This window comes from Actinophytocola sp. (assembly GCF_050699935.1).
Classification (GTDB): Bacteria; Actinomycetota; Actinomycetes; order Mycobacteriales; family Pseudonocardiaceae; genus Actinophytocola.
On record NZ_JBOHGB010000037.1, the window covers coordinates 16,037 to 42,223 of the forward strand.

Annotated in this window: 24 protein-coding genes and 1 pseudogene; all 25 read left to right on the forward strand. The window is 68.3% G+C overall.

Annotation, left to right across the window (positions count from 1 at the left end; all coding sequences use genetic code 11):
• Positions 1–9: 9 nt before the first annotated feature.
• Complete coding sequence (locus ACRDTB_RS14820) at positions 10–1,203, forward strand: MCE family protein (protein ID WP_431430830.1); 1,194 nt, start codon at positions 10–12, stop codon at positions 1,201–1,203.
• Positions 1,203–2,369, forward strand: a complete 1,167-nt coding sequence (locus ACRDTB_RS14825) for an MCE family protein (RefSeq protein WP_431430831.1) — start codon at positions 1,203–1,205, stop codon at positions 2,367–2,369. Before ACRDTB_RS14820 ends, ACRDTB_RS14825 begins: the two co-directional genes overlap by 1 nt.
• Positions 2,369–3,637, forward strand: a complete 1,269-nt coding sequence (locus tag ACRDTB_RS14830) for an MCE family protein (protein WP_431430832.1) — start codon at positions 2,369–2,371, stop codon at positions 3,635–3,637. The genes ACRDTB_RS14825 and ACRDTB_RS14830 overlap by 1 nt, the downstream gene beginning before the upstream one ends.
• A gap of 35 nt (positions 3,638–3,672) precedes the next feature.
• On the forward strand, positions 3,673–4,332 hold the full coding sequence (locus ACRDTB_RS14835) for a hypothetical protein (protein WP_431430834.1): 660 nt from the start codon (positions 3,673–3,675) through the stop codon (positions 4,330–4,332).
• A 36-nt stretch (positions 4,333–4,368) separates the two neighbouring features.
• Positions 4,369–5,433 carry a hypothetical protein gene (locus ACRDTB_RS14840; protein ID WP_431430835.1) on the forward strand — a complete coding sequence of 355 codons (1,065 nt, stop codon included), beginning with the start codon at positions 4,369–4,371 and terminating at the stop codon, positions 5,431–5,433.
• A gap of 399 nt (positions 5,434–5,832) precedes the next feature.
• Complete coding sequence (gene rpoB, locus ACRDTB_RS14845) at positions 5,833–9,324, forward strand: DNA-directed RNA polymerase subunit beta (RefSeq protein ID WP_431430836.1); 3,492 nt, start codon at positions 5,833–5,835, stop codon at positions 9,322–9,324.
• Between the two features lie 46 nt (positions 9,325–9,370).
• Complete coding sequence (locus tag ACRDTB_RS14850; protein WP_431430837.1) at positions 9,371–13,270, forward strand: DNA-directed RNA polymerase subunit beta'; 3,900 nt, start codon at positions 9,371–9,373, stop codon at positions 13,268–13,270.
• 443 nt (positions 13,271–13,713) lie between these two features.
• The gene (locus ACRDTB_RS14855) at positions 13,714–14,730 is read left to right on the forward strand and encodes a hypothetical protein (RefSeq protein WP_431430838.1); all 1,017 of its coding nucleotides are present in this window, start codon (positions 13,714–13,716) and stop codon (positions 14,728–14,730) included.
• A 158-nt stretch (positions 14,731–14,888) separates the two neighbouring features.
• Positions 14,889–15,044, forward strand: a complete 156-nt coding sequence (locus tag ACRDTB_RS14860; protein WP_431430839.1) for a hypothetical protein — start codon at positions 14,889–14,891, stop codon at positions 15,042–15,044.
• 279 nt (positions 15,045–15,323) lie between these two features.
• Positions 15,324–15,698, forward strand: a complete 375-nt coding sequence (rpsL, locus tag ACRDTB_RS14865) for a 30S ribosomal protein S12 (protein ID WP_030473471.1) — start codon at positions 15,324–15,326, stop codon at positions 15,696–15,698.
• Entirely contained in the window at positions 15,698–16,168 is a 471-nt protein-coding gene (rpsG, locus tag ACRDTB_RS14870) for a 30S ribosomal protein S7 (protein ID WP_431430840.1), read from the forward strand. The genes rpsL and rpsG overlap by 1 nt, the downstream gene beginning before the upstream one ends.
• Positions 16,169–16,241: 73 nt before the next feature.
• Positions 16,242–18,341, forward strand: coding sequence for an elongation factor G (gene fusA, locus ACRDTB_RS14875; protein ID WP_431430841.1), 2,100 nt, complete (start codon positions 16,242–16,244; stop codon positions 18,339–18,341).
• Positions 18,342–18,457: 116 nt separating this feature from the next.
• Positions 18,458–19,651 carry an elongation factor Tu gene (tuf, locus tag ACRDTB_RS14880; RefSeq protein WP_431430842.1) on the forward strand — a complete coding sequence of 398 codons (1,194 nt, stop codon included), beginning with the start codon at positions 18,458–18,460 and terminating at the stop codon, positions 19,649–19,651.
• A gap of 268 nt (positions 19,652–19,919) precedes the next feature.
• A complete protein-coding gene (gene rpsJ / locus ACRDTB_RS14885) occupies positions 19,920–20,225 on the forward strand; it encodes a 30S ribosomal protein S10 (RefSeq protein WP_003938093.1) in 306 nt (101 codons plus the stop codon).
• A 13-nt stretch (positions 20,226–20,238) separates the two neighbouring features.
• Complete coding sequence (rplC, locus tag ACRDTB_RS14890) at positions 20,239–20,892, forward strand: 50S ribosomal protein L3 (protein ID WP_431430843.1); 654 nt, start codon at positions 20,239–20,241, stop codon at positions 20,890–20,892.
• A 103-nt stretch (positions 20,893–20,995) separates the two neighbouring features.
• Positions 20,996–21,664: pseudogene (gene rplD, locus ACRDTB_RS14895) on the forward strand (50S ribosomal protein L4); the annotation flags it as partial.
• A gap of 425 nt (positions 21,665–22,089) precedes the next feature.
• The gene (rplW, locus tag ACRDTB_RS14900) at positions 22,090–22,386 is read left to right on the forward strand and encodes a 50S ribosomal protein L23 (RefSeq protein WP_431430844.1); all 297 of its coding nucleotides are present in this window, start codon (positions 22,090–22,092) and stop codon (positions 22,384–22,386) included.
• A 34-nt stretch (positions 22,387–22,420) separates the two neighbouring features.
• Positions 22,421–23,257, forward strand: coding sequence for a 50S ribosomal protein L2 (rplB, locus tag ACRDTB_RS14905; RefSeq protein ID WP_431430846.1), 837 nt, complete (start codon positions 22,421–22,423; stop codon positions 23,255–23,257).
• Between the two features lie 18 nt (positions 23,258–23,275).
• Positions 23,276–23,557 (forward strand): 30S ribosomal protein S19, encoded by a 282-nt coding sequence (gene rpsS, locus ACRDTB_RS14910; RefSeq protein WP_075126579.1) that lies wholly within the window; start codon positions 23,276–23,278, stop codon positions 23,555–23,557.
• A gap of 18 nt (positions 23,558–23,575) precedes the next feature.
• Positions 23,576–24,007, forward strand: coding sequence for a 50S ribosomal protein L22 (rplV, locus tag ACRDTB_RS14915; protein ID WP_431430848.1), 432 nt, complete (start codon positions 23,576–23,578; stop codon positions 24,005–24,007).
• Entirely contained in the window at positions 24,007–24,873 is an 867-nt protein-coding gene (rpsC, locus tag ACRDTB_RS14920) for a 30S ribosomal protein S3 (protein WP_431430850.1), read from the forward strand. The genes rplV and rpsC overlap by 1 nt, the downstream gene beginning before the upstream one ends.
• 3 nt (positions 24,874–24,876) lie before the next feature.
• Complete coding sequence (rplP, locus tag ACRDTB_RS14925) at positions 24,877–25,296, forward strand: 50S ribosomal protein L16 (RefSeq protein WP_431430851.1); 420 nt, start codon at positions 24,877–24,879, stop codon at positions 25,294–25,296.
• On the forward strand, positions 25,296–25,544 hold the full coding sequence (gene rpmC, locus ACRDTB_RS14930; RefSeq protein WP_331972566.1) for a 50S ribosomal protein L29: 249 nt from the start codon (positions 25,296–25,298) through the stop codon (positions 25,542–25,544). Before rplP ends, rpmC begins: the two co-directional genes overlap by 1 nt.
• Entirely contained in the window at positions 25,541–25,822 is a 282-nt protein-coding gene (rpsQ, locus tag ACRDTB_RS14935) for a 30S ribosomal protein S17 (protein ID WP_431430853.1), read from the forward strand. Before rpmC ends, rpsQ begins: the two co-directional genes overlap by 4 nt.
• Complete coding sequence (rplN, locus tag ACRDTB_RS14940; protein ID WP_431430854.1) at positions 25,819–26,187, forward strand: 50S ribosomal protein L14; 369 nt, start codon at positions 25,819–25,821, stop codon at positions 26,185–26,187. Before rpsQ ends, rplN begins: the two co-directional genes overlap by 4 nt.

Below are 26,187 nucleotides of genomic sequence, written 5' to 3' on the forward strand. Positions count from 1 at the left end.
GGTCCATTCATGACCACCCGTACACGACTGGGGCGGGATCTCGCTCGAGGCGTCAGCATTGCGATCGTGCTGGCGCTGGTCGTCGCGGCCGCCCTCTGGTGGGTGCTCGTCGACGCGAACCAGCGCCGCTACACCGCGGTGTTCACGGGCGTCGTGGGCCTCTACGAGCACAACGACGTGCGCGTGCTCGGCGTGCAGGTCGGCAACGTCGACGCCGTCGAGCCGCAGGGTGACCTGGTACGCGTGGAGATGCTCGTCGACCGGGACGTCCCAATCCCGGCGAGCGCGAAGGCCGTCATCGTGGCGCCGTCACTGGTCAGCGACCGGTACGTGCAGTTCACCCCGGCCTACACGGGCGGCCCGGAGCTGGTCGAGGGCACCGTGCTGCCGCGCGAGCGCACCGCGACCCCGCTGGAGATCGACGACCTGTACGCGAGCCTCAACCGGGTCAGCACCACGCTCGGGCCGAACGGCGCCAACAAGAACGGCGCGCTGTCGGACCTGCTGGACTCGCTCGCGGGCAACCTGAAGGGCAACGGCAAGGCGCTGAACCAGACGATCACCCAGCTCTCCCAGATGGCCGGAACGCTGTCAGGCAGCGACGAGGACCTGTTCGCCACCGTCGACAACCTGCAGAAGTTCACCTCGGCGCTGGCCGCGAGCGACGACGCGGTCAACCGGTTCAACGAGCAGGCCGCCGACGTCAGCCGCTTCCTCGCGGACGAGCGCGGCGACCTGGCCGCGGCCGTGCAGCAGCTCGGCATCGCGCTCGGCGCCGTGCAGCGGTTCATCGACGACAACCGCGCCAAACTCAAGTCCAATGTGGACAAGCTGGCGGGGGTGACCAAGGTTCTGGTCGACCAGCGGGCCGCCCTCTCGGAGGTGCTCGACATCGCGCCGGTCGCGCTGTCCAACATCATCAACAGCTACAACGGCTCGTCCGGCACGCTCGACGCCCGCGCGGACCTCAACGAGCTGGCCCAGCCGCCCATCGTGACGATCTGCAACATGGTCCGCCAGGGCACCCCGAACGACCTGCCGCAGACCCTGGCCGACGCGTGCGACCAGCTAGCCCCGCTCGTGCGGGGCGCCGTGCCGCTGCCGACGCCGGCCGAGGTCCTGACCGCGCTGCAGGCCGGCGAGCTGCCGCCGGTCCCGCTGCCGCTGGACAACCTGTCCGGCTCCACGGGAGGTGGCAACTGATGCGACCGCGCAAGTTCGTGATCGCCGCCCTCGCCGCGGTCCTGGCCACCTCCGGGTGCAGCTCGTTCACCGGCATCTACGACATCCCGCTGCCCGGTGGCGCGGACCTCGGCGACCGCCCGTACACGGTGAAGGCGCACTTCTCCGACGTGCTCGACCTCGTGCCGCAGTCCGGTGTGAAGGTCAACGAGGTTCCGGTCGGCCGCGTCGAGGACATCAGGCTCGCCCCGGGCGGCTGGACCGCCGAGGTGACGATGCTGGTCAACGGGGACGTCGAGCTGCCGGCCAACGCGCTGGCCATGCTGCGCCAGTCGAGCCTGCTCGGCGAGAAGTACGTCGAGCTGTCGCCGCCACCACCGGACCGGGCACGCGGCGAGCTGGCCGACGGCGCGCTGATCCCGCTCGAGCGGACGAACCGCAACACCGACATCGAGGAGGTGCTCGGCGCGCTGTCGATGCTGCTCAACGGCGGCGGCATCGAGCAGCTGCAGAACATCGCGCAGGAGCTGAACAACGCCCTGGCCGGCAACGAGGCGGACATCCGCCGGACCCTCGGCAGCCTCGACGACCTCGTGTCCACATTGGACGAGAGCAAGTCGGACATCACGCGCGCGATCGACGGGGTGAACCGGCTCGCCGGCACGCTCAACGACGAGCGCGACCGGCTCGCCGGCGCGATCGACACCCTGGGCCCGGGCCTCAAGGTGCTCACCGACCAGCGCGGCCAGCTGGTGCGGATGCTGCAGAGCCTGCAGTCGCTGTCCGACGTCGCGGTCCGGACGGTCGACGCGAGCCAGGCCGACCTGGTCGCCGACCTCAAGGCGCTCACCCCGGCGCTGGCCAAGCTGGGGGAGGCGGGCGCGGACCTGCCGAAGTCGCTGGAGATCCTGTTCACCATCCCGTTCACCGACGAGGCCGTGAACGGCGTGCGGGGCGACTACTTCAACCTGTACGCGAAGATCGACCTGAACCTGCAGACCATTGTGGACAACCTGTCCCGCAGCCGGCGCAACCCGCTGGAGAACCTGCCGGTCCTCGGTGACGTCGTCGGCGGCAAGCCCGGGGACGGCGGCTCGCAGCTGCCGATCCCGAGCAACGAGCCGCCCGCGTCCGCGGAGGGTGGGCTGGCCGGCATCCTCGACGGCATCCTGGGGGGTGGCGGCTGATGCTGACGAACCGGATACGGCTGCAGCTGATCGCGTTCGTGGTGATCGCGACCGTCGCGGTGGTGTACGCGTTGTTCCGGTTCACCGACCTGGGCAAGGTGTTCGGCGCCGAGGGCTACACGGCGCGGATGAACCTCGACCAGTCGGGCGGCATCTTCACCAACGCCGAGGTCACCTACCGCGGCTACAACGTGGGCCGGGTCGGTGAGATCCGGCTGACACGCGACGGCCTGCAGGTCGACCTCGACATCGAGCCGGACGCGCCGGACATCCCGGCGGACCTCGACGCGGTCGTGGCCAACCGGTCGGCGGTCGGCGAGCAGTACGTGGATCTGCGGCCGCGCCACGGGGGCGGCCCGTTCCTGTCCGGCGAGTCGGTGATCGCGGCGGACCGGACCAAGACGCCGGTGGCCACCGACGTTCTCATCCGCGACCTGGACAGCCTGGCGAGCTCGGTGCCGACGGACTCGTTGCGCACGGTCGTCGACGAGCTGGACCGCGCCTTCGCCGGCACCGGCGACGACCTGCAGGTGCTGCTGGACAGCACGTCCGACTTCACCGCGGCGGCCGCCGAGCACCTGCCGCAGACGGTCGCGCTGATCAACGACGGCGGCACGGTGCTCGACACGCAGGCCGCGCAGTCGGACAACATCGCCTCGTTCGCGGGTGACCTGAACCTGCTGGCCGAGCAGCTGCGCAAGTCCGACCCGGACCTGCGCCGGCTGATCACGGCGACCCCGCGCGCGGCGACCGCGGTCACGAACCTGCTCCGCGAGTCCGGCCCGGGCCTGTCCGCCCTGTTCGCGAACCTGCTGACGGTGTCGGACATCGTCGGGGCGCGCAAGGACGGGCTGGAGTACACGCTGGTGTCCTACCCGCTGTTCAGCGCGGCCGGGCAGGGGCTGCTGGCGGCCGACCCCGGGCAGGCGCACCTCGGCCTGGTGCTCAACCTGTTCAACCCGCCGCCGTGCACCAAGGGGTACGAGCAGACCCCGCGGCGCAACGGAACCGACACCGACTCGCCGCCCGAGCCGATCCGGCCGGACACCTACTGCGCCGAGCCCCCGGGCAGCCCGATCAACGTGCGCGGCTCGAACAACGTGCCGGTCGGCGGCCAGTCCCAGCCGCCCACGCCGCCGAGCCAGGGGCCCGAACCGGACGGCCGGCAACCGACCGGGCTCGAGCGCGGTAGCCTGCCCGGCACGCTGACCGAGCCCGGGATGGCCAGCCAGCCCAGCCTGGCGGAACTGCTCGGCCTGCCCGGCTGACCGGGCGGCGGCAGCCGTACCTACCCTGGAGAGCCATGACATCCGCCGACAGCGACACCGGCACCGACGGCGACCTCGACACCAATACCGACACCGATGCCGACACCGATGCCGACACCGGGACCGTGGCCGGGCGCGACGACGAGTCGGCCGCCGAGGAGAAGCCGGGCCGGCTCGGCTCGCGGCTCCCGGTCATCGCGCTCGCCGCGTCGGTCGCGCTGGTGGTGGCAGCGGCGGCGGTCGCCGTGTGGTTCGGCGTCGAGTGGTTCCGGGCGGCGGGCGACGACGGCCTGGAGTACTCGAACAAGCGCGACGAGGTGGACCGGGTGGCCCGCGCCGCGATCGTCACGATGAACGAGCTCGACTACCGCAACCTCGACGAGGACCTCGGGAACTGGGCCAACGCGACGACCGGCCCGCTGCACGACGAGATCGCGAACCTCCCCGCGGAGAAGAAGCAGCAGCTCCGGGACGCGAAGCCGGTGACGTCGGCGACGATCACCTCGTCGGCCGTGAAGGAGCTGGACGAGCGGGGCGGCAAGGCGACCGTGATCGCCGCCATCGAGAAGACCGTGCAGACGGGCGACGGCAAGCCACAGCCGTCCTACCAGCGGATCCAGGCGACGCTGACGCGCACGGCGGACGGCTGGAAGCTCGAGAACCTCGGGCCCGTGCCCTACGCCCAGCCCAACTAGACCTCCCGGCGACTTCCCAGCGAAAGGACCCGAGCAGTGCCACCGTCACGCCGCCGCCCGCCCCCGACCGCGGGGCAGGCGCCGCCGGTCCGCCGCCCCCGGGTGGCCGGCCTGCGCAACCGGCCGGCCGCACGGGACAGCGCGCCGGACAAGACCCCCGACACCGAGCCCGAGACCAAGCCCGACACGGCGCGGGACACCGAGCCCGAGTCGATGTCCGGCACGCTGGACGCCGACGACACCGAGCCGGCCACCGAGCCCCCCGCCACCACACGGGACCCCGAGCCGGACGTCGCCGAGGACATTGCCGACGACAGCGCCGACGACAGGGACGCCGTCCCGGCCGACCCCGACGAGGACCAGGCGGACGCGGACGACGGCGTGGATGACGCGGCGCCCGCTCCGGCCCGCCGCCCAGCAGGCAAGCGGCGTGCCGCCGGCATCACCCGCCCGGCCGACCTCTCCGTGGCCGAGGCCCGCACCAAGACGAGGACCGAGACCAGGACCGAGGCCGACGGCGCCCGACGCGCTCGCGTCGGGGACGACCCGCGCCGGCGAGGTGCCACCCGGCTGTCGGTGGCGGTCGTACTGATCGTGGTGGCCGTCGTCCTGGCCGGCCTCGCGGTGTGGTTCCGCGGCGAGGCCGACGGCCTCAAGAGCGCCGACAGCAACACCGCGCTGACCGACTCGGCCGCGACGAGCGAGGCGATCGGGCAGCTGAAGTCCGCCATCGAGCAGACGTTCAGCTACAACTACACCGACCTGGAGTCGACCGACAGGGCCGTCGACTCGACGCTCTCCGGCACCGCGCGCTGCCAGTACGACCAGCTGTTCAGCAAGGTCAAGCAGCAGGCGCCCAAGCAGAAGATCGTCATGGTGACGGCCGTGCGGGACATCGCCCTGGTCCGCCTGGACGGCGACCGCGCCGAGGCGCTGGTGTTCATCGACCAGAGCAGCACCCGGGTCGACGTGAACAACTCGGTGGCCGGCGAGGCCCAGTTCGCCGTCCGGGCCCACCGCGAGGGCGACACGTGGAAGATCACCGGGTTCGACATGTTCGACCAGCTCCTCGTGAACGGCGAGCCGCCCCCGAAGTGCTGAGGCGAACTCGAGCGGATCGTCACGGTCGGTGTTCGCCACCGGCGATCATGGGAACGGGGTGGCGGCGGACGAGCCCCTGGTCAGCGGGCCGGAAGCGGGGAAGACCGGGTCGCAGAACGGCTGGAGGGACGCTGACGAGACGCCGGAAAGCCGGTGAGATCCTGGCGCGGCATCTTGACTGAATGACGCCACGGGGTCACGCTATTCACCAAGCACGCCTTCGGCGGGAGGACGGTTGATTGCGGGCCTAGACAGTCGCCGACTTTACGGCTAGACTGCCCCTTTGCGCTGCCCACTTTCGCATGCCCTAGACTGTTGGGCACGACCGCACCCCTGACCAGCTTCGTTACAGTTGCTAACGAGGCTGCTCGACCGCACATAGTCCTGGAAGGACGCATCTTGGCAGTCTCCCGCGCGACCAAGGCCACTGCTGCGACCAACTCCACCGTGTCGAACTCAGGGATCCCAGGCGCTCCGCTGCGGGTCTCGTTCGCGAAGATCCGTGAGCCGCTTGGTACACCCAACCTGCTCGACCTGCAGATCCAATCGTTTCAGTGGTTCACCGGTGACGAGGCGTGGTTCCAGCGCCGTGTCGACGCCGGTGACGAGACCCCGGTCGGTGGCCTCGAAGAGGTCCTGAACGAGATCTCTCCCATCGAGGATTTCTCCGGCTCGATGTCCCTCTCCTTCTCCGACCCACGCTTCGACGAGGTGAAGGCCTCCGTCGAGGAGTGCAAGGACAAGGACATGACCTACGCGGCGCCGTTGTTCGTCACCGCCGAGTTCACCAACCACTCCACTGGCGAGATCAAGAGCCAGACGGTGTTCATGGGTGACTTCCCGGTCATGACGGACAAGGGCACGTTCATCATCAACGGCACCGAGCGTGTCGTCGTGTCCCAGCTCGTCCGCTCCCCGGGCGTCTACTTCGACACCAACGTCGACAAGACCACCGACAAGGACGTGTTCAGCGTCAAGGTCATCCCCAGCCGCGGCGCGTGGCTGGAGTTCGACGTCGACAAGCGCGACACCGTGGGTGTGCGCATCGACCGCAAGCGCCGCCAGCCGGTCACCGTGCTGCTCAAGGCCCTCGGCTGGACCACCGAGCAGATCCGCGAGCGGTTCAGCTTCTCCGAGACGCTGCTCGCGACCCTGGAGAAGGACCACACGGCCGGCACCGACGAGGCGCTGCTCGACATCTACCGCAAGCTGCGCCCGGGTGAGCCGCCCACCAAGGAGTCCGCGCAGACCCTGCTGGAGAACCTCTTCTTCAAGGACAAGCGCTACGACCTGGCCAAGGTCGGCCGCTACAAGGTCAACAAGAAGCTCGGCCTGACCATCGCCAGCGACGTGGGCGTGCTGACCGAGGACGACATCGTCACCACGATCGAGTACCTGGTTCGCCTGCACGCCGGCGACACCGGGATGACGATCGACGGCAACGACGTGCCGGTCGAGGTCGACGACATCGACCACTTCGGCAACCGCCGCCTGCGCACGGTGGGCGAGCTGATCCAGAACCAGATCCGGGTCGGCCTGTCCCGCATGGAGCGCGTCGTCCGCGAGCGGATGACCACCCAGGACGTAGAGGCGATCACGCCGCAGACCCTGATCAACATCCGCCCCGTGGTGGCCGCGATCAAGGAGTTCTTCGGCACCTCGCAGCTGTCGCAGTTCATGGACCAGACCAACCCGATCGCGGGCCTGACGCACAAGCGCCGGCTGTCCGCGCTCGGCCCGGGCGGTCTGTCCCGGGAGCGCGCCGGCATGGAGGTCCGGGACGTCCACCACAGCCACTACGGCCGGATGTGCCCGATCGAGACGCCGGAAGGCCCGAACATCGGCCTGATCGGCTCGCTGTCGAGCTACGGCCGGGTCAACCCGTTCGGCTTCATCGAGACGCCGTACCGGAAGGTCATCGAGGGTCAGGTCACCGACCAGATCGACTACCTGACCGCCGACGAGGAGGACCGGCACGTCATCGCGCAGGCCAACGCGCCGCTCGACGAGGCGGGCCACTTCGCCGAGGACCGCGTGCTGGTCCGCAAGAAGGGCGGCGAGGTCGAGTTCATCGAGCCGTTCGGCGTGGACTACATGGACGTCTCGCCGCGGCAGATGGTCTCCGTCGCGACCGCGATGATCCCGTTCCTCGAGCACGACGACGCCAACCGCGCGTTGATGGGTGCCAACATGCAGCGCCAGGCGGTGCCGCTGCTGCGCAGCGAGTCGCCGCTGGTGGGCACCGGCACCGAGCTGCGGGCCGCGGTCGACGCCGGTGACGTCGTGGTCGCCGAGAAGAACGGCGTGGTCGAGGAGCTGTCCGCCGACTTCATCACGGTGATGGCCGACGACGGCGGCCGCCGGACCTACGGGCTGCACAAGTTCCGCCGGTCCAACCAGGGCACCTGTGTCAACCAGCGGCCGATCGTGGCCGACGGCGACCGGGTGCTGGCCGGCCAGGTCATCGCGGACGGGCCGTGCACCGAGAACGGTGAGATGGCGCTCGGCAAGAACCTGCTCGTGGCGATCATGCCGTGGGAGGGCCACAACTACGAGGACGCCATCGTCATCTCGCAGCGGCTCATCCAGGACGACGTGCTCACGTCGATCCACATCGAGGAGCACGAGATCGACGCGCGGGACACCAAGCTCGGCGCCGAGGAGATCACCCGGGACATCCCGAACGTCTCCGAGGAGGTCCTCGCGGACCTCGACGAGCGCGGCATCATCCGCATCGGTGCGGAGGTCGGCGACGGCGACATCCTGGTCGGCAAGGTCACCCCGAAGGGCGAGACCGAGCTGACGCCCGAGGAGCGCCTGCTCCGCGCGATCTTCGGCGAGAAGGCGCGCGAGGTGCGCGACACCTCGCTGAAGGTGCCGCACGGTGAGACCGGCAAGGTCATCGGCATCCGGGTGTTCTCCCGCGAGGACGAGGACGAGCTGCCCCCGGGCGTCAACGAGCTGGTCCGGGTGTACGTGGCCCAGAAGCGCAAGATCCAGGACGGCGACAAGCTCGCCGGCCGGCACGGCAACAAGGGCGTCATCGGCAAGGTGCTGCCCGTCGAGGACATGCCGTTCCTGCCGGACGGCACCCCGGTCGACGTCGTGCTGAACACCCACGGTGTGCCGCGACGCATGAACATCGGCCAGGTGCTCGAGCTGCACCTCGGCTGGCTCGCGTCGCAGGGCTGGAAGATCGAGGGCAAGCCGGAGTGGGCGTCGAAGCTCCCCGAAGAGCTCTACGACGTCGCGCCCGGCACGCACACCGCGACCCCGGTGTTCGACGGCGCCAAGGAGGACGAGATCACCGGCCTGCTCGGCTCGACGCTCCCGAACCGGGACGACGAGCGGATGGTCCGCGAGGACGGCAAGGCGGTGCTGCTCGACGGCCGCTCCGGCGATCCGTTCCCGTTCCCGGTGGCGGTCGGCTACATGTACATCCTCAAGCTGCACCACCTGGTGGACGACAAGATCCACGCCCGCTCGACCGGTCCGTACTCGATGATCACCCAGCAGCCGCTCGGTGGTAAGGCGCAGTTCGGTGGTCAGCGCTTCGGTGAGATGGAGTGCTGGGCCATGCAGGCCTACGGCGCGGCGTACACGCTGCAGGAGCTGCTGACGATCAAGTCGGACGACGTGCTCGGCCGGGTGAAGGTCTACGAGGCCATCGTCAAGGGCGAGAACATCCCGGAGCCGGGCATTCCGGAGTCGTTCAAGGTGCTGCTCAAGGAGCTGCAGTCGCTGTGCCTCAACGTGGAGGTGCTCTCCAGCGACGGCGCCGCGATCGAGATGCGCGACGGGGACGACGAGGACCTCGAGCGCGCGGCCGCCAACCTGGGCATCAACCTGTCCCGCAACGAGTCGCCCAGCGTCGACGACGTCGTGCAGTGACCACCTCCCGAACCAAGGCTTCAACAAACAAAGGGGAAGACCCGTCTTGCTAGACGTCAACTTCTTCGATGAGCTTCGCATCGGCCTTGCCACCGCTGACGACATCCGCCAGTGGTCCTTCGGCGAGGTGAAGAAGCCCGAGACCATCAACTACCGAACCCTCAAGCCCGAGAAGGACGGACTCTTCTGCGAGAAGATCTTCGGCCCCACCCGGGACTGGGAGTGCTACTGCGGCAAGTACAAGCGCGTCCGCTTCAAGGGCATCATCTGTGAGCGCTGTGGTGTCGAGGTCACCCGCGCCAAGGTGCGCCGCGAGCGGATGGGCCACATCGAGCTGGCCGCACCCGTCACCCACATCTGGTACTTCAAGGGCGTGCCGTCGCGGCTGGGCTACCTGCTCGACCTCGCCCCGAAGGACCTCGAGAAGATCATCTACTTCGCGGCGTACGTGATCACGAGCGTGAACACCGAGCTGCGGCACAACGACCTCGCGACCCTGGAGAGCGAGATCGGGGTCGAGCGCAAGCAGGTCGAGCACCGGCGCGACGCCGACATCGAGGCCCGCGCGCAGAAGCTCGAGACCGACCTCAAGGCGCTCGAGGAGGAGGGTGCCAAGAGCGACGTCCGCCGCAAGGTCAAGGAGGGCGGCGAGCGCGAGATGCGCCAGCTCCGCGACCGGGCCCAGCGCGAGCTGGACCGGCTCGAGGAGATCTGGAGCACCTTCACCAAGCTCGACTCCAAGCAGCTGATCGCGGACGAGGTGCTCTACCGCGAGCTGGTGGACCGCTACGGCGACTACTTCACCGGCTCCATGGGCGCCGAGGCCATCCAGAAGCTGGCCGCCGACTTCGACGTCGAGGCGGAGGCCGACAACCTGCGCGACACGATCCGCAACGGCAAGGGGCAGAAGAAGCTCCGTGCGCTGAAGCGGCTCAAGGTCGTGGCCGCCTTCTCGTCCACGCAGAACTCGCCGATGGGCATGGTGCTCGACTGCATCCCGGTGATCCCGCCGGACCTGCGGCCGATGGTCCAGCTCGACGGTGGCCGGTTCGCCACCTCCGACCTGAACGACCTGTACCGCCGCGTGATCAACCGGAACAACCGGCTCAAGCGGCTCATCGACCTCGGCGCGCCCGAGATCATCGTGAACAACGAGAAGCGGATGCTGCAGGAGGCCGTCGACGCGCTGTTCGACAACGGTCGCCGCGGGCGTCCGGTCACCGGTCCGGGCAACCGGCCGTTGAAGTCGCTGTCCGACCTGCTCAAGGGCAAGCAGGGTCGGTTCCGGCAGAACCTGCTGGGCAAGCGCGTCGACTACTCCGGCCGTTCGGTCATCGTGGTCGGCCCGCAGCTCAAGCTGCACCAGTGCGGTCTGCCGAAGGCGATGGCGCTCGAGCTGTTCAAGCCGTTCGTGATGAAGCGGCTGGTCGACCTCAACCACGCGCAGAACATCAAGTCCGCCAAGCGGATGGTGGAGCGCGCGCGGCCGGCCGTGTGGGACGTGCTGGAGGAGGTCATCACCGAGCACCCGGTGATGCTCAACCGCGCACCGACGCTGCACCGCCTCGGCATCCAGGCCTTCGAGCCGCAGCTGGTGGAGGGCAAGGCCATCCAGCTGCACCCGCTGGTCTGCGAGGCGTTCAACGCCGACTTCGACGGTGACCAGATGGCGGTGCACCTGCCGCTGTCGGCCGAGGCGCAGGCCGAGGCGCGGATCCTGATGCTGTCGTCGAACAACATCCTGTCGCCGGCCTCGGGTCGCCCGCTGGCCATGCCGCGACTGGACATGGTGACCGGCCTGTTCCACCTGACCCGCCTCAAGGAGGACGGGGTGGGTGCCGGGCAGGCGTTCTCCTCGCCGGCCGAGGCCATCATGGCCTTCGACCGCAAGTCGATCGCCCTGCAGTCGCCGATCAAGGTGCGCATCAGCGACCGTGCGCCGTCGCCGGCGGACAAGCCGGAGGACTGGGAGCCGGGCTCGACCTGGCTCGCGGAGACGACCCTCGGCCGGGTGCTGTTCAACGACCTGCTGCCCGAGGACTACACGTTCATCAACGAGCCGATGCCGAAGAAGCGCCAGGCCGCGATCGTCAACGACCTGGCCGAGCGGTACCCGATGGTCACCGTGGCGCGCACCCTCGACAAGCTCAAGGACGCGGGCTTCTTCTGGGCCACCCGGTCCGGCGTCACCATCGCGATCTCCGACGTCGTGGTGCCGGAGTCGAAGCAGGCCATCCTCGACGACTACGAGAAGAAGGCCGACGCGGTCGAGAAGCGCTACCAGCGCGGTCAGCTCTCCCACTCGGAGCGCAACAACGAGCTGGTCAAGGTCTGGGGTCAGGCGACCGAGGAGGTCGCCCAGGCCATGGAGGACAACTTCCCGGACGACAACCCGATCCCGATGATCGTGAAGTCGGGAGCGGCGGGCAACATGACCCAGGTCCGGTCGCTGGCCGGTATGCGTGGTCTGGTGTCCAACCCGAAGGGCGAGTACATCCCCCGCCCGATCAAGCACAACTTCCGCGAGGGCCTGTCCGTGCTGGAGTACTTCATCGCCACGCACGGTGCCCGGAAGGGGCTGGCCGACACCGCGCTGCGGACCGCCGACTCGGGTTACCTGACCCGGCGCCTGGTGGACGTGTCGCAGGACGTCATCGTGCGCGAGGTCGACTGCGGCACCACGCGCGGCATCAACATGAAGATCGGCGAGGCCGGCCCCGACGACAGGGTCATGCGTGACCAGCACGTCGAGACCAGCGTCTACGCGCGCACGCTGGCCGAGGAGATCACCGACGCGGACGGCAACGTCCTGCTCAACCGCGGCGACGACCTCGGCGACCCGGCGATCGAGACGCTGATCAGCTTCGGGGTCACCAAGGCCAAGGTGCGCAGCGTGCTGACCTGCGAGTCGGCGGTTGGCGTGTGTGCCACCTGCTACGGCCGCTCGATGGCGACCGGCCAGCTGGTCGACGTCGGCGAGGCGGTCGGCATCGTGGCCGCGCAGTCCATCGGTGAGCCGGGCACGCAGCTGACCATGCGCACGTTCCACCAGGGCGGTGTCGCGGGAGACGACATCACCACCGGTCTGCCGCGTGTGCAGGAGCTGTTCGAGGCACGGGTTCCGAAGGGCATGGCGCCGATCGCCGACACCGACGGCCGGGTGCGGATCGAGGACGGCGACCGGTACTGGAAGATCACGCTGATCCCGGACGACGGCAGCGAGGAGATCGTCTTCGACAAGCTGTCCAAGCGGCAACGGCTCGCGGTGACCCCGGACGGTCCGCTGTCCGACAGTGACCACGTGTCGGTCGGTCAGCCGCTGCTGGAGGGCACTCCCAACCCGCACGAGGTACTGCGGGTCATGGGGCCGCGCGAGGCACAGCTGCACCTGGTGGACGAGGTCCAGAAGGTCTACCGGGCGCAGGGTGTGTCCATCCACGACAAGCACATCGAGGTGATCGTCCGGCAGATGCTGCGCCGGGTGACCATCCTGGACTCCGGTGCGGCGGAGTTCCTGCCCGGTGCGCTGGTCGAGCGGGCGGAGTTCGAGGCGGAGAACCGCCGCGTCGTCGCCGCCGGTGGCGAGCCGGCGTCCGGCCGCCCGGTGCTGATGGGCATCACGAAGGCGTCGCTGGCCACCGACTCGTGGCTGTCGGCCGCCTCCTTCCAGGAGACGACCCGCGTGCTGACGGACGCGGCCATCAACGGCCGGTCCGACAGGCTCGTGGGCCTGAAGGAGAACGTGATCATCGGCAAGCTGATCCCGGCCGGTACGGGCATCAACAAGTACCGCAACATCCAGGTGCAGCCGACCGAGGAGGCGCGGGTCGCGGCCTACGCGATCCCGTCCTACGACGACGGCTACTACACCCCGGATGTGTTCGGCACGGGCACCGGCGCGGCCGTTCCGCTGGACGACTACGACTTCGGCCGCGACTACCGCTAGCGTCCCGCGCCCGGAAATTCGGTGCGTCAGTCGGTGGATCCGGGTTTCTGCTGGCAAGGCGCCGATTCGCCCTCGTACTGGAACGTACTTGGGCGGATCGGCAACCCGCCAGCAGGAAGCTGGGTCGGCGAATGAGGTGGATTCCCGCCGTGTCCCCGGTCCAAAGTTCCGAACCCACGTGTCCAACGTTCGAGACCGCCGAACTGCCCGCCAGCGGTCAAGGCATCGTGCAGTGGCGCGCTTAACGCACATGTAGACACGTTCGCCGGTGTCAGCCGCCTTCACGTCCGATGCTCGACGCATGACCGGAGTCCTGAGCTCGTTCGTCCTCCCGCTTGGCGGCTACGCTGGTCACCCTGCGCGTCACGGATCGGTCAGGTTTGCCCGGTGGGAGTGCTATGAGAAGCCCGTACAACAGGCTCGTTCGTTTGGTGACGCGGGACATGCGACAGACCGAGGATCTCCTGTCGTCGGTCCGCCGGTTTACGGGTCGCGGTCCGTTGTTCGACCTTGATATCGCGCAGGCCGCGCTGCTGCTGGCCGAGCATCAGTTCAAGGCCCAACAATGGGAGGAGGTGTTGACGGGTCTCGACGAGGTGGTGACCCGGTACGGGCGTGCGCGCCGCTGGCGCCGGCGGGGATGGTCGTCCGTGCTGGCCCGTGCCTACTACCTCCGGTCGGGTGCGCTGAGCGGACTAGGCAGAGCCGATGCCCAGCTGCGTGCCGCCGAGGAGGCCGTCGAGCGGTACCGGGTGCTGGTCGACCTCGCCGCCCGGCGGTATGCGACGCGTTATGCGTCGGCGTTGGCGTTGCTTGCCACCTCCCAAGCGAATGCCGGGCGTTATGACGACGCGATACTGACCGCTGAGCACGCCGCGCGGGTCGGCCAGCGGTTGCGTGCCCTCGGCGCGCCCGGCATGGAACGAACCCATGCGTCGGCATTGATGAACCTCGGCGCCTGGCTCATCCACGTCCGCCCCGAGGACGGACTGCGGGCGACCGATGAGGCGATCGGCCTGCTGGAGGAGTTGCTCGATCGCGAACCCGGACTGCACGAAGGCACGCTCGAGAACCTGCGACACAACCGCGTTCGCCTGCTGCGGCAGCTGGGCCGTCCGGAGGAGCAGGTACTCGGACCCTATCCGCCCTGCGATCACTGCCGGACGAATATCGGCCTGCCGGTTGGCACGCGACATCGGCAGGTGCACGTGGCGGCGAACGGCCGAGAGGCCTGTGTGGACGAAGGGCTGGCGGAGCTCATGCCGAAGCTGTGGTCCGTCTGTGACACCCTCAACAGCTGCCAGAACGTGGCGGACCTGCCGCACGGCGCTGCGGCGAAGGCGTATGTCGTACCAGGCCCCGGACAGGCCGCCGCGGCCGAACGAAAACTTGTCGAGTCGGGATTCGACGTCGAGCACTACGAAGGCAGCCTGATGTTCCAGCTGCACCGGAGCACCTGACCCAGCACGAGTAGTACATATGTAGTACAAGGGGTGTCGTGGAACGGGTTCCGATCCGTGAGCTGAACCAGAACACCGCCCGCGTGCTCGAACGCGTCGAGCACGGCTTGACCGTTTCGAGATAGATACGCCGGTCCGGGCCACGGCCGCCCGCGTACATGGAGCCACACCTCCGCTCGCTCGATGCGGTCCACCTGGCCACGGCGGACAGTCTGCTCGCGTCGGGCAAGCGCGTCACCGCCTTTGTCGCCTATGACAAGCGGCTGGCCGCGGCCGAGATCGGGCGGACCGTCGTGGCCCCTGGTCACGGCTGACTCGACCCCGGTTTTGACCCTCCCGACCACGCCGGGTATCTTTAATATTCGCGCCCGGCCCAGGTCGGGTCGATCCGCGTGCCTGTGCGCGGAGGTCCGCATCAGTGGACACCCGGCAGTAACCGCGGAGTTCCTTCCGAGCCTCGTAGGGATGATTCAATCCTGCACGGGCGTTGTGGGGAAGGGCGACACGCCCGACCTCGTGACCCGGCGAGAACATTGGTCGGACACAGCAGCACAGACCAAGCAGTAAGCAGTACACCAGGAGAAAGCCGGTCCATGCCCACGATCCAGCAGTTGGTCCGTAAGGGCCGCCAGGACAAGGTCGCCAAGCAGAAGACTGCGGCCCTCAAGGGGAGCCCGCAGCGGCGTGGCGTGTGCACCCGCGTGTACACCACCACCCCGAAGAAGCCGAACTCCGCTCTGCGCAAGGTCGCTCGCGTCAAGCTGACCAGCGGCATCGAGGTCACGGCCTACATCCCGGGGGAGGGTCACAACCTGCAGGAGCACTCGATGGTCCTGGTGCGCGGCGGCCGGGTGAAGGACCTGCCCGGCGTGCGCTACAAGATCATCCGCGGCTCGCTGGACACCCAGGGCGTGAAGAACCGCAAGCAGGCTCGCAGCCGCTACGGCGCGAAGAAGGAGAAGAGCTGATGCCCCGCAAGGGACCCGCCGCCAAGCGGCCGCTGATCTCCGACCCGGTCTACAGCTCCCCGCTGGTGACCCAGCTGGTGAACAAGGTGCTGCGGGCCGGAAAGCGTTCGGTTGCCGAGAAGATCGTGTACCAGGCGCTCGAGGGCGCCCGGGACAAGACCGGCACCGACCCGGTGGTCACGCTCAAGCGTGCCCTGGACAACGTCAAGCCGACGATCGAGGTCAAGAGCCGTCGCGTCGGCGGCGCCACCTACCAGGTGCCGATCGAGGTCAAGCCGGGCCGCTCCACCACGCTGGCGCTGCGCTGGCTGGTCAACTTCTCCCGGCAGCGCCGCGAGAAGACCATGACCGAGCGCCTGATGAACGAGCTGCTCGATGCGAGCAACGGCCTCGGGGCGAGCGTGAAACGCCGCGAGGACACACACAAGATGGCGGAGTCGAACAAGGCCTTCGCCCACTACCGCTGGTGATGCGCCGAACATATCTGGGTGGCCAAACAGGTTTCGGCCGCACCAACGCTTATTGAGACAGGGGAAGAGACCCGTGGCACTCGACGTGCTGACCGACCTGGCCAAGGTCCGAAACATCGGGATCATGGCCCACATCGACGCGGGCAAGACCACGACGACCGAGCGGATCCTGTTCTACACGGGGATCAGCTACAAGATCGGCGAGGTGCACGACGGCGCCGCCGTCATGGACTGGATGGAGCAGGAGCAGGAGCGCGGCATCACGATCACGTCCGCCGCGACGACCTGTTTCTGGAAGGACCACCAGATCAACCTCATCGACACCCCGGGACATGTCGACTTCACCGTCGAGGTGGAGCGCAACCTGCGGGTGCTCGACGGCGCGGTCGCCGTGTTCGACGGCAAGGAGGGGGTCGAGCCGCAGTCCGAGCAGGTCTGGCGGCAGGCCACCAAGTACGACGTCCCGCGTATCTGCTTCGTCAACAAGATGGACAAGCTGGGTGCGGACTTCTACTTCACCCTCCGCACGATCTCCGAGCGTCTTGGCGCGAAGCCCCTGCCGATCCAGCTGCCGATCGGCGCCGAGAGCGACTTCATCGGCGTCATCGACCTGGTGAACATGCGCGCGCTGACCTGGCGCGGTGAGGTCAAGAAGGGCGAGGACTACACGGTCGAGGAGATCCCGGCCGACCTCCTCGAGACGGCCAACGAGTACCGCGAGCAGCTGGTGGAGGCCGTCGCCGAGACCGACGACGAGTTCATGGAGCTCTACCTCGGCGGCGAGGAGCTGACCGTCGACCAGATCAAGCTCGGCATCCGCAAGATCGTGCACGACGGCACCGCCTACCCGGTGCTGTGCGGCTCGGCGTTCAAGAACAAGGGCGTCCAGCCCATGCTCGACGCGGTGATCGACTACCTGCCCGCGCCGACGGACCTGCCGCCGGTCGAGGGCACGCTGATCGACGGCGAGACGCCGGCGTTCCGCAAGCCGTCCACCGACGAGCCGTTCTCCGCGCTGGCCTTCAAGGTCGCCGTGCACCCGTTCTTCGGCAAGCTGACCTACGTCCGGGTCTACTCCGGCAAGGTCGCGAGCGGCGCCCAGGTCATCAACTCGACCAAGGACCGCAAGGAGCGCATCGGGAAGATCTTCCAGATGCACGCCAACAAGGAGAACCCGGTCGGCGAGGCGCTCGCCGGGCACATCTACGCCGTCATCGGGCTCAAGGACACCACCACCGGTGAGACCTTGTGCGACCCGAACGAGAAGATCGTGCTCGAGTCGATGACGTTCCCCGAGCCGGTCATCGAGGTGGCGATCGAGCCGAAGACCAAAGCCGACCAGGAGAAGCTGTCGACCGCGATCCAGAAGCTCGCCGACGAGGACCCGACCTTCCGGGTCAAGCTCGACGAGGAGACCGGTCAGACGATCATCTCCGGGATGGGCGAGCTGCACCTCGACATCCTGGTCGACCGCATGCGTCGCGAGTTCAAGGTCGAGGCCAACATCGGCAAGCCGCAGGTGGCCTACCGCGAGACGATCCGCCGCACGGTGGACAAGTACGACTACATCCACAAGAAGCAGACGGGTGGGTCGGGCCAGTTCGCCAAGGTGGTCATCAGGCTCGAGCCGCTGGCCACCACGGACGGCGCGCTGTACGAGTTCGAGAACAAGGTCACCGGTGGTCGGATCCCGCGGGAGTACATCCCGTCCGTGGACGCCGGCGCGCAGGACGCCATGCAGTACGGCGTGCTGGCTGGCTACCCGCTGGTCGGGTTGAAGGTCACCCTGCTCGACGGTGGCTACCACGAGGTCGACTCGTCCGAGATGGCCTTCAAGGTCGCCGGCTCCATGGCCCTCAAGGAGGCCGCGAGGCAGGCGGGCCCGGCGCTCCTCGAGCCGATGATGGCCGTCGAGGTCACCACGCCCGAGACGTACATGGGCGAGGTCATCGGTGACCTGAACTCGCGCCGTGGTCACATCCAGGCCATGGAGGAGCGCAGCGGCTCCCGCGTCGTCAAGGCGCTGGTACCGCTGTCGGAGATGTTCGGATATGTCGGCGACCTGCGGTCGAAGACCCAGGGGCGGGCGAACTATTCCATGCAGTTCGACTCCTACGCGGAGGTTCCCACGAACGTCGCGAAGGAGATCATCGCCAAGGCGACCGGCGAGTAATGCATCCGGTGCGGGCTGCGTGGGTCGAGCCCTCTATGGTTCCGCACAACTGAACCCCATTAGCTGTCGTCCCAACCAAGACGGCGGAAAGATACAAGTCCAGGAGGACGAGAGAAGTGGCGAAGGCGAAGTTCCAGCGGACCAAGCCGCACGTCAACATCGGGACCATCGGTCACATCGACCATGGGAAGACCACGCTGACCGCGGCCATCTCCAAGGTTCTGCACGACAAGCACCCGGAGCTGAACCCCTTCACGCCGTTCGACGAGATCGACAAGGCGCCGGAGGAGAAGCAGCGCGGTATCACGATCTCGATCGCGCACATCGAGTACGAGACCGAGAAGCGGCACTACGCGCACGTGGACTGCCCGGGTCACGCGGACTACATCAAGAACATGATCACCGGTGCCGCCCAGATGGACGGCGCGATCCTCGTCGTCGCCGCCACCGACGGTCCGATGCCGCAGACCAAGGAGCACGTGCTGCTCGCCCGCCAGGTCGGTGTGCCCTACATCGTGGTGGCCCTGAACAAGGCCGACATGGTGGACGACGAGGAGATCCTGGAGCTCGTCGAGCTCGAGGTCCGCGAGCTGCTGACCGAGTACGAGTTCCCGGGTGACGACCTGCCGGTGGTCCGCGTGTCCGCGCTCAAGGCGCTGGAGGGCGACGAGGAGTGGGCCACGAAGGTCATGGAGCTGCTCGACGCGGTCGACGACAGCGTCCCTGAGCCGACCCGCGAGATCGACAAGCCGTTCCTCATGCCGGTCGAGGACGTCTTCACCATCAGCGGCCGGGGCACGGTGGTCACCGGACGCGTCGAGCGCGGTGTCCTCAAGCCGATGGAAGAGGTCGAGATCGTCGGCATCAAGGAGAAGGCCCAGAAGACCGTCGTCACCAGCGTCGAGATGTTCCGCAAGATCCTCGACGACGCGCGTGCCGGTGAGAACGTGGGTCTGCTCCTGCGCGGCATCAAGCGCGAGGAGGTCGAGCGCGGCCAGGTCGTCGTGAAGCCCGGCACCACCACGCCGCACACCGAGTTCGAGGCCCAGGTCGTCATCCTGAGCAAGGACGAGGGCGGCCGGCACACGCCGTTCTTCAACAACTACCGTCCGCAGTTCTACTTCCGGACCACGGACGTGACCGGCGTGGTGACCCTCCCCGAGGGTACCGAGATGGTCATGCCCGGTGACAGCACCGGCATGACGGTCAACCTCATCCAGCCGATCGCGATGGACGAGGGTCTGCGGTTCGCCATCCGCGAGGGTGGCCGGACCGTCGGCGCCGGCCGCGTCACCAAGATCATCAAGTAGTCACTCACCGGGGCTCCAGGTCAGCTGGGGCCCCGGTGCTGGGTGTCGCACTCGCGTGTGGCATCCTTGACAGGTTGCTCGTCGCGGGCGGTTCTCCGACTGTCCTGGCACGGGCAGGCCCGCTCGGGCGGGCCATCATGACCACTCCCGAAGGACAAAGGTCCAAGGGGCCGGTCTGTGCGAGGGACGCGACACACCCGACCGCGTGGACCGGAGCGGCACGAGCCATCGGATTAAGAGCACAGGACGATAAGGACGGCAAGCCACCATGGCGGGACAGAAGATCCGCATCCGGCTCAAGGCCTACGACCACGAGGCGATCGACGCGTCCGCGCGCAAGATCGTGGAGACGGTTACCCGCACGGGCGCTCGGGTCGTCGGGCCGGTGCCGCTGCCCACCGAGAAGAACGTGTACTGCGTCATCCGTTCGCCGCACAAGTACAAGGACTCGCGCGAGCACTTCGAGATGCGCACGCACAAGCGTCTGATCGACATCCTCGACCCGACGCCGAAGACGGTCGACGCCCTGATGCGCATCGATCTCCCGGCCAGCGTCGACGTCAACATCCAGTGAGGCCTGAGCACCAATGTCTGACCGGCAGATGAAAGGGATCCTGGGCACGAAGCTCGGGATGACCCAGGTCTTCGACGAGAACAACCGGATCGTGCCGGTGACCGTCGTGAAGGCCGGACCGAACGTGGTCACCCAGATCCGAACCCCGGACAACGACGGGTACGCCGCGGTGCAGCTGGCGTTCGGCGCCATCGACCCCCGCAAGGTCAACAAGCCGCGCGGTGGGCACTTCGAGAAGGCCGGCGTCACGCCGCGCCGGTTCCTCGCCGAGCTACGCACCACGGATGCCGACACCTACGAGTTGGGCCAGGAGATCACGGCCGAGGTGTTCGAGGCAGGCACCGTGGTCGACGCGACCGGCACCAGCAAGGGCAAGGGCACCGCGGGTGTGATGAAGCGGCACGGCTTCCACGGCCTCGGCGCCTCGCACGGCACCCAGCGCAAGCACCGCTCGCCCGGCGCGATCGGTGGCTGTGCCACCCCGGGCCGCGTGTTCAAGGGCCTGCGCATGGCTGGCCGGATGGGCCACGTCAAGGTCACCACCCAGAACCTCAAGGTGCACGAGGTGCACGTTGAGGAGGGCCTGATCCTGATCAAGGGCGCGATTCCCGGCCCCAAGGGCGGCGTCGTTTTCTTGAAGACCGCTGCGAAGGGTGATGCGAAGTGAGCAGCGTTGCGGTTGTCGAGATCACCGGTTCGGGCGCGATCCCCGCCGAGATCTCAAAGGGCGGCGTGGTGTTCCTCAAGACCGCCGCGAAGGGTGATGCGAAGTGAGCAGCGTTGAGGTGAAGACCCCGGCCGGCAAGAACGACGGCACGGTCGAGCTGCCGGCCGAGATCTTCGACGTGCAGGCCAACATCGCGCTGATGCACCAGGTGGTCGTCGCCCAGCAGGCGGCGGCCCGGCAGGGCACGCACGACACCAAGTCCCGCGGCGAGGTCCGCGGCGGTGGCCGCAAGCCGTACCGGCAGAAGGGCACCGGCCGCGCCCGCCAGGGCTCGACCCGTGCGCCGCAGTTCGTCGGCGGCGGCATCGTGCACGGCCCCACGCCCCGCGACTACACCCAGCGCACCCCGAAGAAGATGAAGGTGGCCGCGCTGCGCGGTGCCCTCTCCGACCGGGCCCGCGCCGGCCAGGTGCACGTGGTGAGCGGCCTGGTCGACGGCGATACGCCGTCCACCAAGACCGCCCGCAAGGTGCTCGAGTCGGTCAGCGAGGCGGGGCACCTGCTGGTGGTGCTGGGCCGCGACGAGGTGGTCAGCTGGCGTTCGGTGCGCAACCTGCCGAACGTGCACGTGATCGCCGTGGACCAGCTGAACACCTACGACGTGCTGGTCAACGACGACGTGGTGTTCACCCGGACCGCGCTGGACGCCTTCCTGGCCGGCCCCGCGAAGGGCCGCCCGGTCAAGGCGACCGCCCGGTCGAGCGAGGTCGATGCCGAGTCCGCCAAGGCGGCCCCGAAGGCCGAGCCGAAGCCGAAGGCGGCTGCCAGGACCGAGCCCAAGACCGCGGCCAAGACCGAGCCCAAGGCCAAGGCGGAGCCGAAGGAGAAGGCGGAGCCCAAGGCCGAGTCGAAGCCGAAGGCCGCGCCCAAGACCGAGTCGAAGGTCGAGCCGAAGCCCAAGGCCAAGAAGGCCGAGGAGGGCCCGTACGGCGCCGGCAGCCACGCCGCGCTGGCGGACGGGTCCGAGCCGGAGGGCTTCCCGGTCAAGGGCAACGAGAGCTCGAAGCTGTACCACCTGCCGGGCACCTCGTTCTACAACCGCACGGAGGCCGAGGTCTGGTTCGCCAGTGCCGAGGAAGCCGAGAAGGTCGGCTTCCAGCTGCCGCCGTCGCAGCGGAAGTCTGAGGAGGGCGACAAGTGATCCCCGACCACCGCGACGTGCTGCTCGCGCCGGTGATCTCCGAGAAGTCCTACGGGCTGCTCGAGGAGAACAAGTACACGTTCGTCGTCGCGCCCGGCGCCAACAAGACCCAGATCAAGATCGCGGTCGAGAAGGTGTTCGGCGTCAAGGTCGTGAGCGTGAACACGCTGAACCGGCAGGGAAAGCGCAAGCGCACCCGTACCGGTTACGGCAAGCGCAAGGACACCAAGCGAGCGATCGTGACGCTCTCCGCGGAGAGCAAGCCGATCGAGATCTTCGGCGGCCCGGCCTGAGGCCGGCGAGAGAGCTACGAGGGACTGCGTAGAGATGGGCATTCGCAAGTACAAGCCGACGACGCCGGGGCGTCGTGGCTCGAGCGTCTCCGACTTCGCCGAGATCACCCGGTCGACGCCGGAGAAGTCGCTGGTCCGCCCGCTGCACGGGCGGGGCGGCCGCAACGTGCACGGCAAGATCACCACCCGGCACAAGGGCGGCGGGCACAAGCGTGCGTACCGCGTGATCGACTTCCGGCGCCACGACAAGGACGGCGTGCCGGCCAAGGTCGCGCACATCGAGTACGACCCCAACCGCAGCGCACGGATCGCGCTCCTGCACTACGCCGACGGCGAGAAGCGGTACATCCTCGCGCCGGAGAAGCTGCGGCAGGGTGACCGGATCGAGAACGGGCCGAGCGCGGACATCAAGCCGGGCAACGCCCTGCCGATGCGCAACATCCCGGTCGGCACCGTGATCCACGCGATCGAGCTGCGGCCCGGCGGCGGGGCGAAGATCGCCCGCTCGGCCGGGACGAGGGTCCAGCTGGTCGCCAAGGAGGGCCGCTTCGCGCAGCTGCGCATGCCCTCCGGCGAGATCCGCAACGTCGACGTGCGCTGCCGCGCGACGGTCGGCGAGGTCGGCAACTCGGAGCACGCCAACATCAACTGGGGCAAGGCGGGCCGCATGCGGTGGAAGGGCAAGCGCCCGACCGTCCGGGGCGTCGCGATGAACCCGGTGGACCACCCGCACGGCGGTGGTGAGGGCAAGACCTCCGGCGGCCGGCACCCGGTGAACCCGGCCGGCAAGCCCGAGGGTCGCACCCGCCGCAAGGGCAAGGACAGCGACCGGATGATCGTCCGCCGTCGCCGTACCGGCAAGAAGCGCTAGAGCAGGAGGGAGTGAGGGATGCCTAGGAGTTTGAAGAAGGGCCCGTTCGTCGACGACCACCTGCTCAAGAAGGTGGACGCGCTCAACGAGTCCGGCAAGAAGACCGTGATCAAGACCTGGTCGCGCCGGTCGACGATCATCCCGGACATGCTGGGCCACACCATCGCGGTGCACGACGGCCGCAAGCACGTTCCGGTCTTCATCTCGGAGTCGATGGTCGGGCACAAGCTGGGCGAGTTCGCCCCCACCCGGACCTTCAAGGGCCACGTGAAGGACGACCGCAAGGCGCGCAGGCGCTAGAGGACTAGGGAGTAAGCGATGAGTGACGCGACCGCGCAGGAAGAGCTTCCGCGCGCGATTGCTCGGGCTCGCTACGTCCGCGCCACGCCGATGAAGGTGCGCCGGGTGGTCGAGCTGATCAAGGGCCGCAGTGCCGACGAGGCACTGGCCGTGCTCCGGTTCGCCCCCCAGGCGGCCACCGAGCCGGTGGCCAAGGTCCTGGCGAGCGCGATGGCCAACGCCGAGAACAACCTGGACCTCGACCCGGAGACGCTCTGGGTCAGCCAGGCGTACGTGGACGAGGGCCCGACCCTCAAGCGGTTCCGCCCACGGGCGCAGGGCCGTGCCTACCGGATCCGGAAGCGGACCAGCCACATCACCGTCGAGGTGGAGTCGCGGCCCAAGCCCGAGCCGGTGAAGAAGGCGGCCAAGGGTGGTCGCAAGCCCAGTGCGAAGAGGAGTGCCAGCTAGTGGGTCAGAAGATCAACCCGCACGGCTTCCGGCTCGGGATCACCACTGACTGGAAGTCCCGCTGGTATGCCGACAAGCAGTACGCGGAGTACGTGGCGGAGGACGTCAAGATTCGTCGACTGCTGTCCAAGGGCATGGAGCGCGCCGGCATCTCGAAGGTGGAGATCGAGCGCACCCGCGACCGGGTCCGCGTCGACATTCACACCGCCCGGCCGGGCATCGTGATCGGCCGGCGGGGTGCCGAGGCCGACCGCATCCGGGGCGAGCTGGAGAAGCTGTCCGGCAAGCAGGTGCAGCTGAACATCCTCGAGGTGAAGAACCCCGAGGCCGACGCCCAGCTCGTCGCCCAGGTGACCGCCGAGCAGCTGTCCAACCGCGTGTCCTTCCGCCGCGCGATGCGCAAGGCCATCCAGTCGGCCATGCGCAGCCCGCAGGTCAAGGGCATCCGGGTGCAATGTGGCGGCCGCCTCGGCGGTGCCGAGATGTCCCGCTCCGAGCACTACCGCGAGGGCCGGGTGCCGCTGCACACGCTGCGCGCCGACATCGACTACGGCTTCTTCGAGGCACGCACCACGTTCGGCCGCATCGGCGTCAAGGTGTGGATCTACAAGGGCGACGTGGTCGGCGGCCGGCGTGAGATCGAGGCTCGCTCGCAGGCTCCGGAGCAGCGCGCGCCGCGCCGGGAGCGGCCCACCAGGGCGCGTCGTTCGGGTGCCTCGGGCACCACGGCGACCAGCACCGAGGCGGGCCGGGCCGCGGCCGAGGCGAGCGCCGCCTCGCAGCAGGCCGAGCCCACCGCAGACACAGTCGCGCCGGAGAACCCGTCGGTGAACGGGAACGGCAACGCTAGCAACGGGGAGGGCTGAGCAGTGCTCATCCCACGCAAGGTCCGCCACCGCAAGCAGCACCACCCAAAGCGCGGCGGTGCGGCCAAGGGTGGCACCAGGGTCAACTTCGGTGAGTACGGCATCCAGGCGCTCACGTCGGCGTACGTGACCAACCGGCAGATCGAGTCCGCTCGTATCGCCATCAACCGGCACATCCGTCGTGGCGGCAAGGTGTGGATCAACATCTACCCGGACCGGCCGCTGACCAAGAAGCCCGCCGAGACCCGCATGGGCTCCGGCAAGGGCTCGCCGGAGCACTGGATCGCCAACGTGAAGCCGGGCCGGGTCATGTTCGAGCTGAGCTTTCCGAACGAGACGGTGGCGCGCGAGGCGCTGACCCGCGCGATCCACAAGCTTCCGATGAAGTGCCGCATCGTGACGCGTGAAGGTGGTGACTTCTGATGGCCGCGGGTACTCAGGCCTCCGAGCTGCGTGAGCTCAACGACGAGGAGCTGGTGCTGCGCCTGCGGGAGTCGAAGGAGGAGCTGTTCAACCTTCGCTTCCAGATGGCCACCGGGCAGATGGACAACAACCGGCGGCTGCGTACCGTCCGGCACGACATCGCCCGGATCTACACCGTGATGCGTGAGCGCGAGCTGGGTCTCTCGGTGTCGCCCGACGACGTTTCCACTGATGAAGGTGCCGCATGAGCGAGTCAACCGATACGCCGCAGAAGGCGCGCGGCCGGCGCAAGGTCCGGGAGGGCCTCGTCGTGTCCGACAAGATGAACAAGACGATCGTGGTCGCGCTCGAGGACCGTAAGAAGCACCCGCGTTACAGCAAGGTGCTGCGGTCCACCACCAAGGTCAAGGCGCACGACGAGGAGAACTCGGCCGGCATCGGCGACCGCGTGCTGCTGATGGAGACTCGTCCGCTGTCGGCGACCAAGCGCTGGCGGCTGGTGGAGATCTTGGAGAGGGCAAAGTGATCCAGCAGGAGTCGCGACTGCGCGTCGCCGACAACACGGGTGCGAAGGAGATTCTCTGCATCCGCGTGCTCGGCGGTTCGGCGCGGCGCTACGCGGGCATCGGCGACATCATCGTCGCCACGGTCAAGGATGCGATTCCGGGTGCCGGGGTGAAGAAGGGCGACATCGTCAAGGCGGTCATCGTCCGCACCCGCAAGGAGAAGCGCAGGCCGGACGGGTCGTACATCCGCTTCGACGAGAACGCCGCGGTGCTGATCAAGCCGGACAACGAGCCGCGCGGGACCCGCATCTTCGGGCCGGTCGGTCGCGAGCTGCGCGACAAGAGGTTCATGAAGATCATCTCGCTGGCTCCGGAGGTGCTCTGA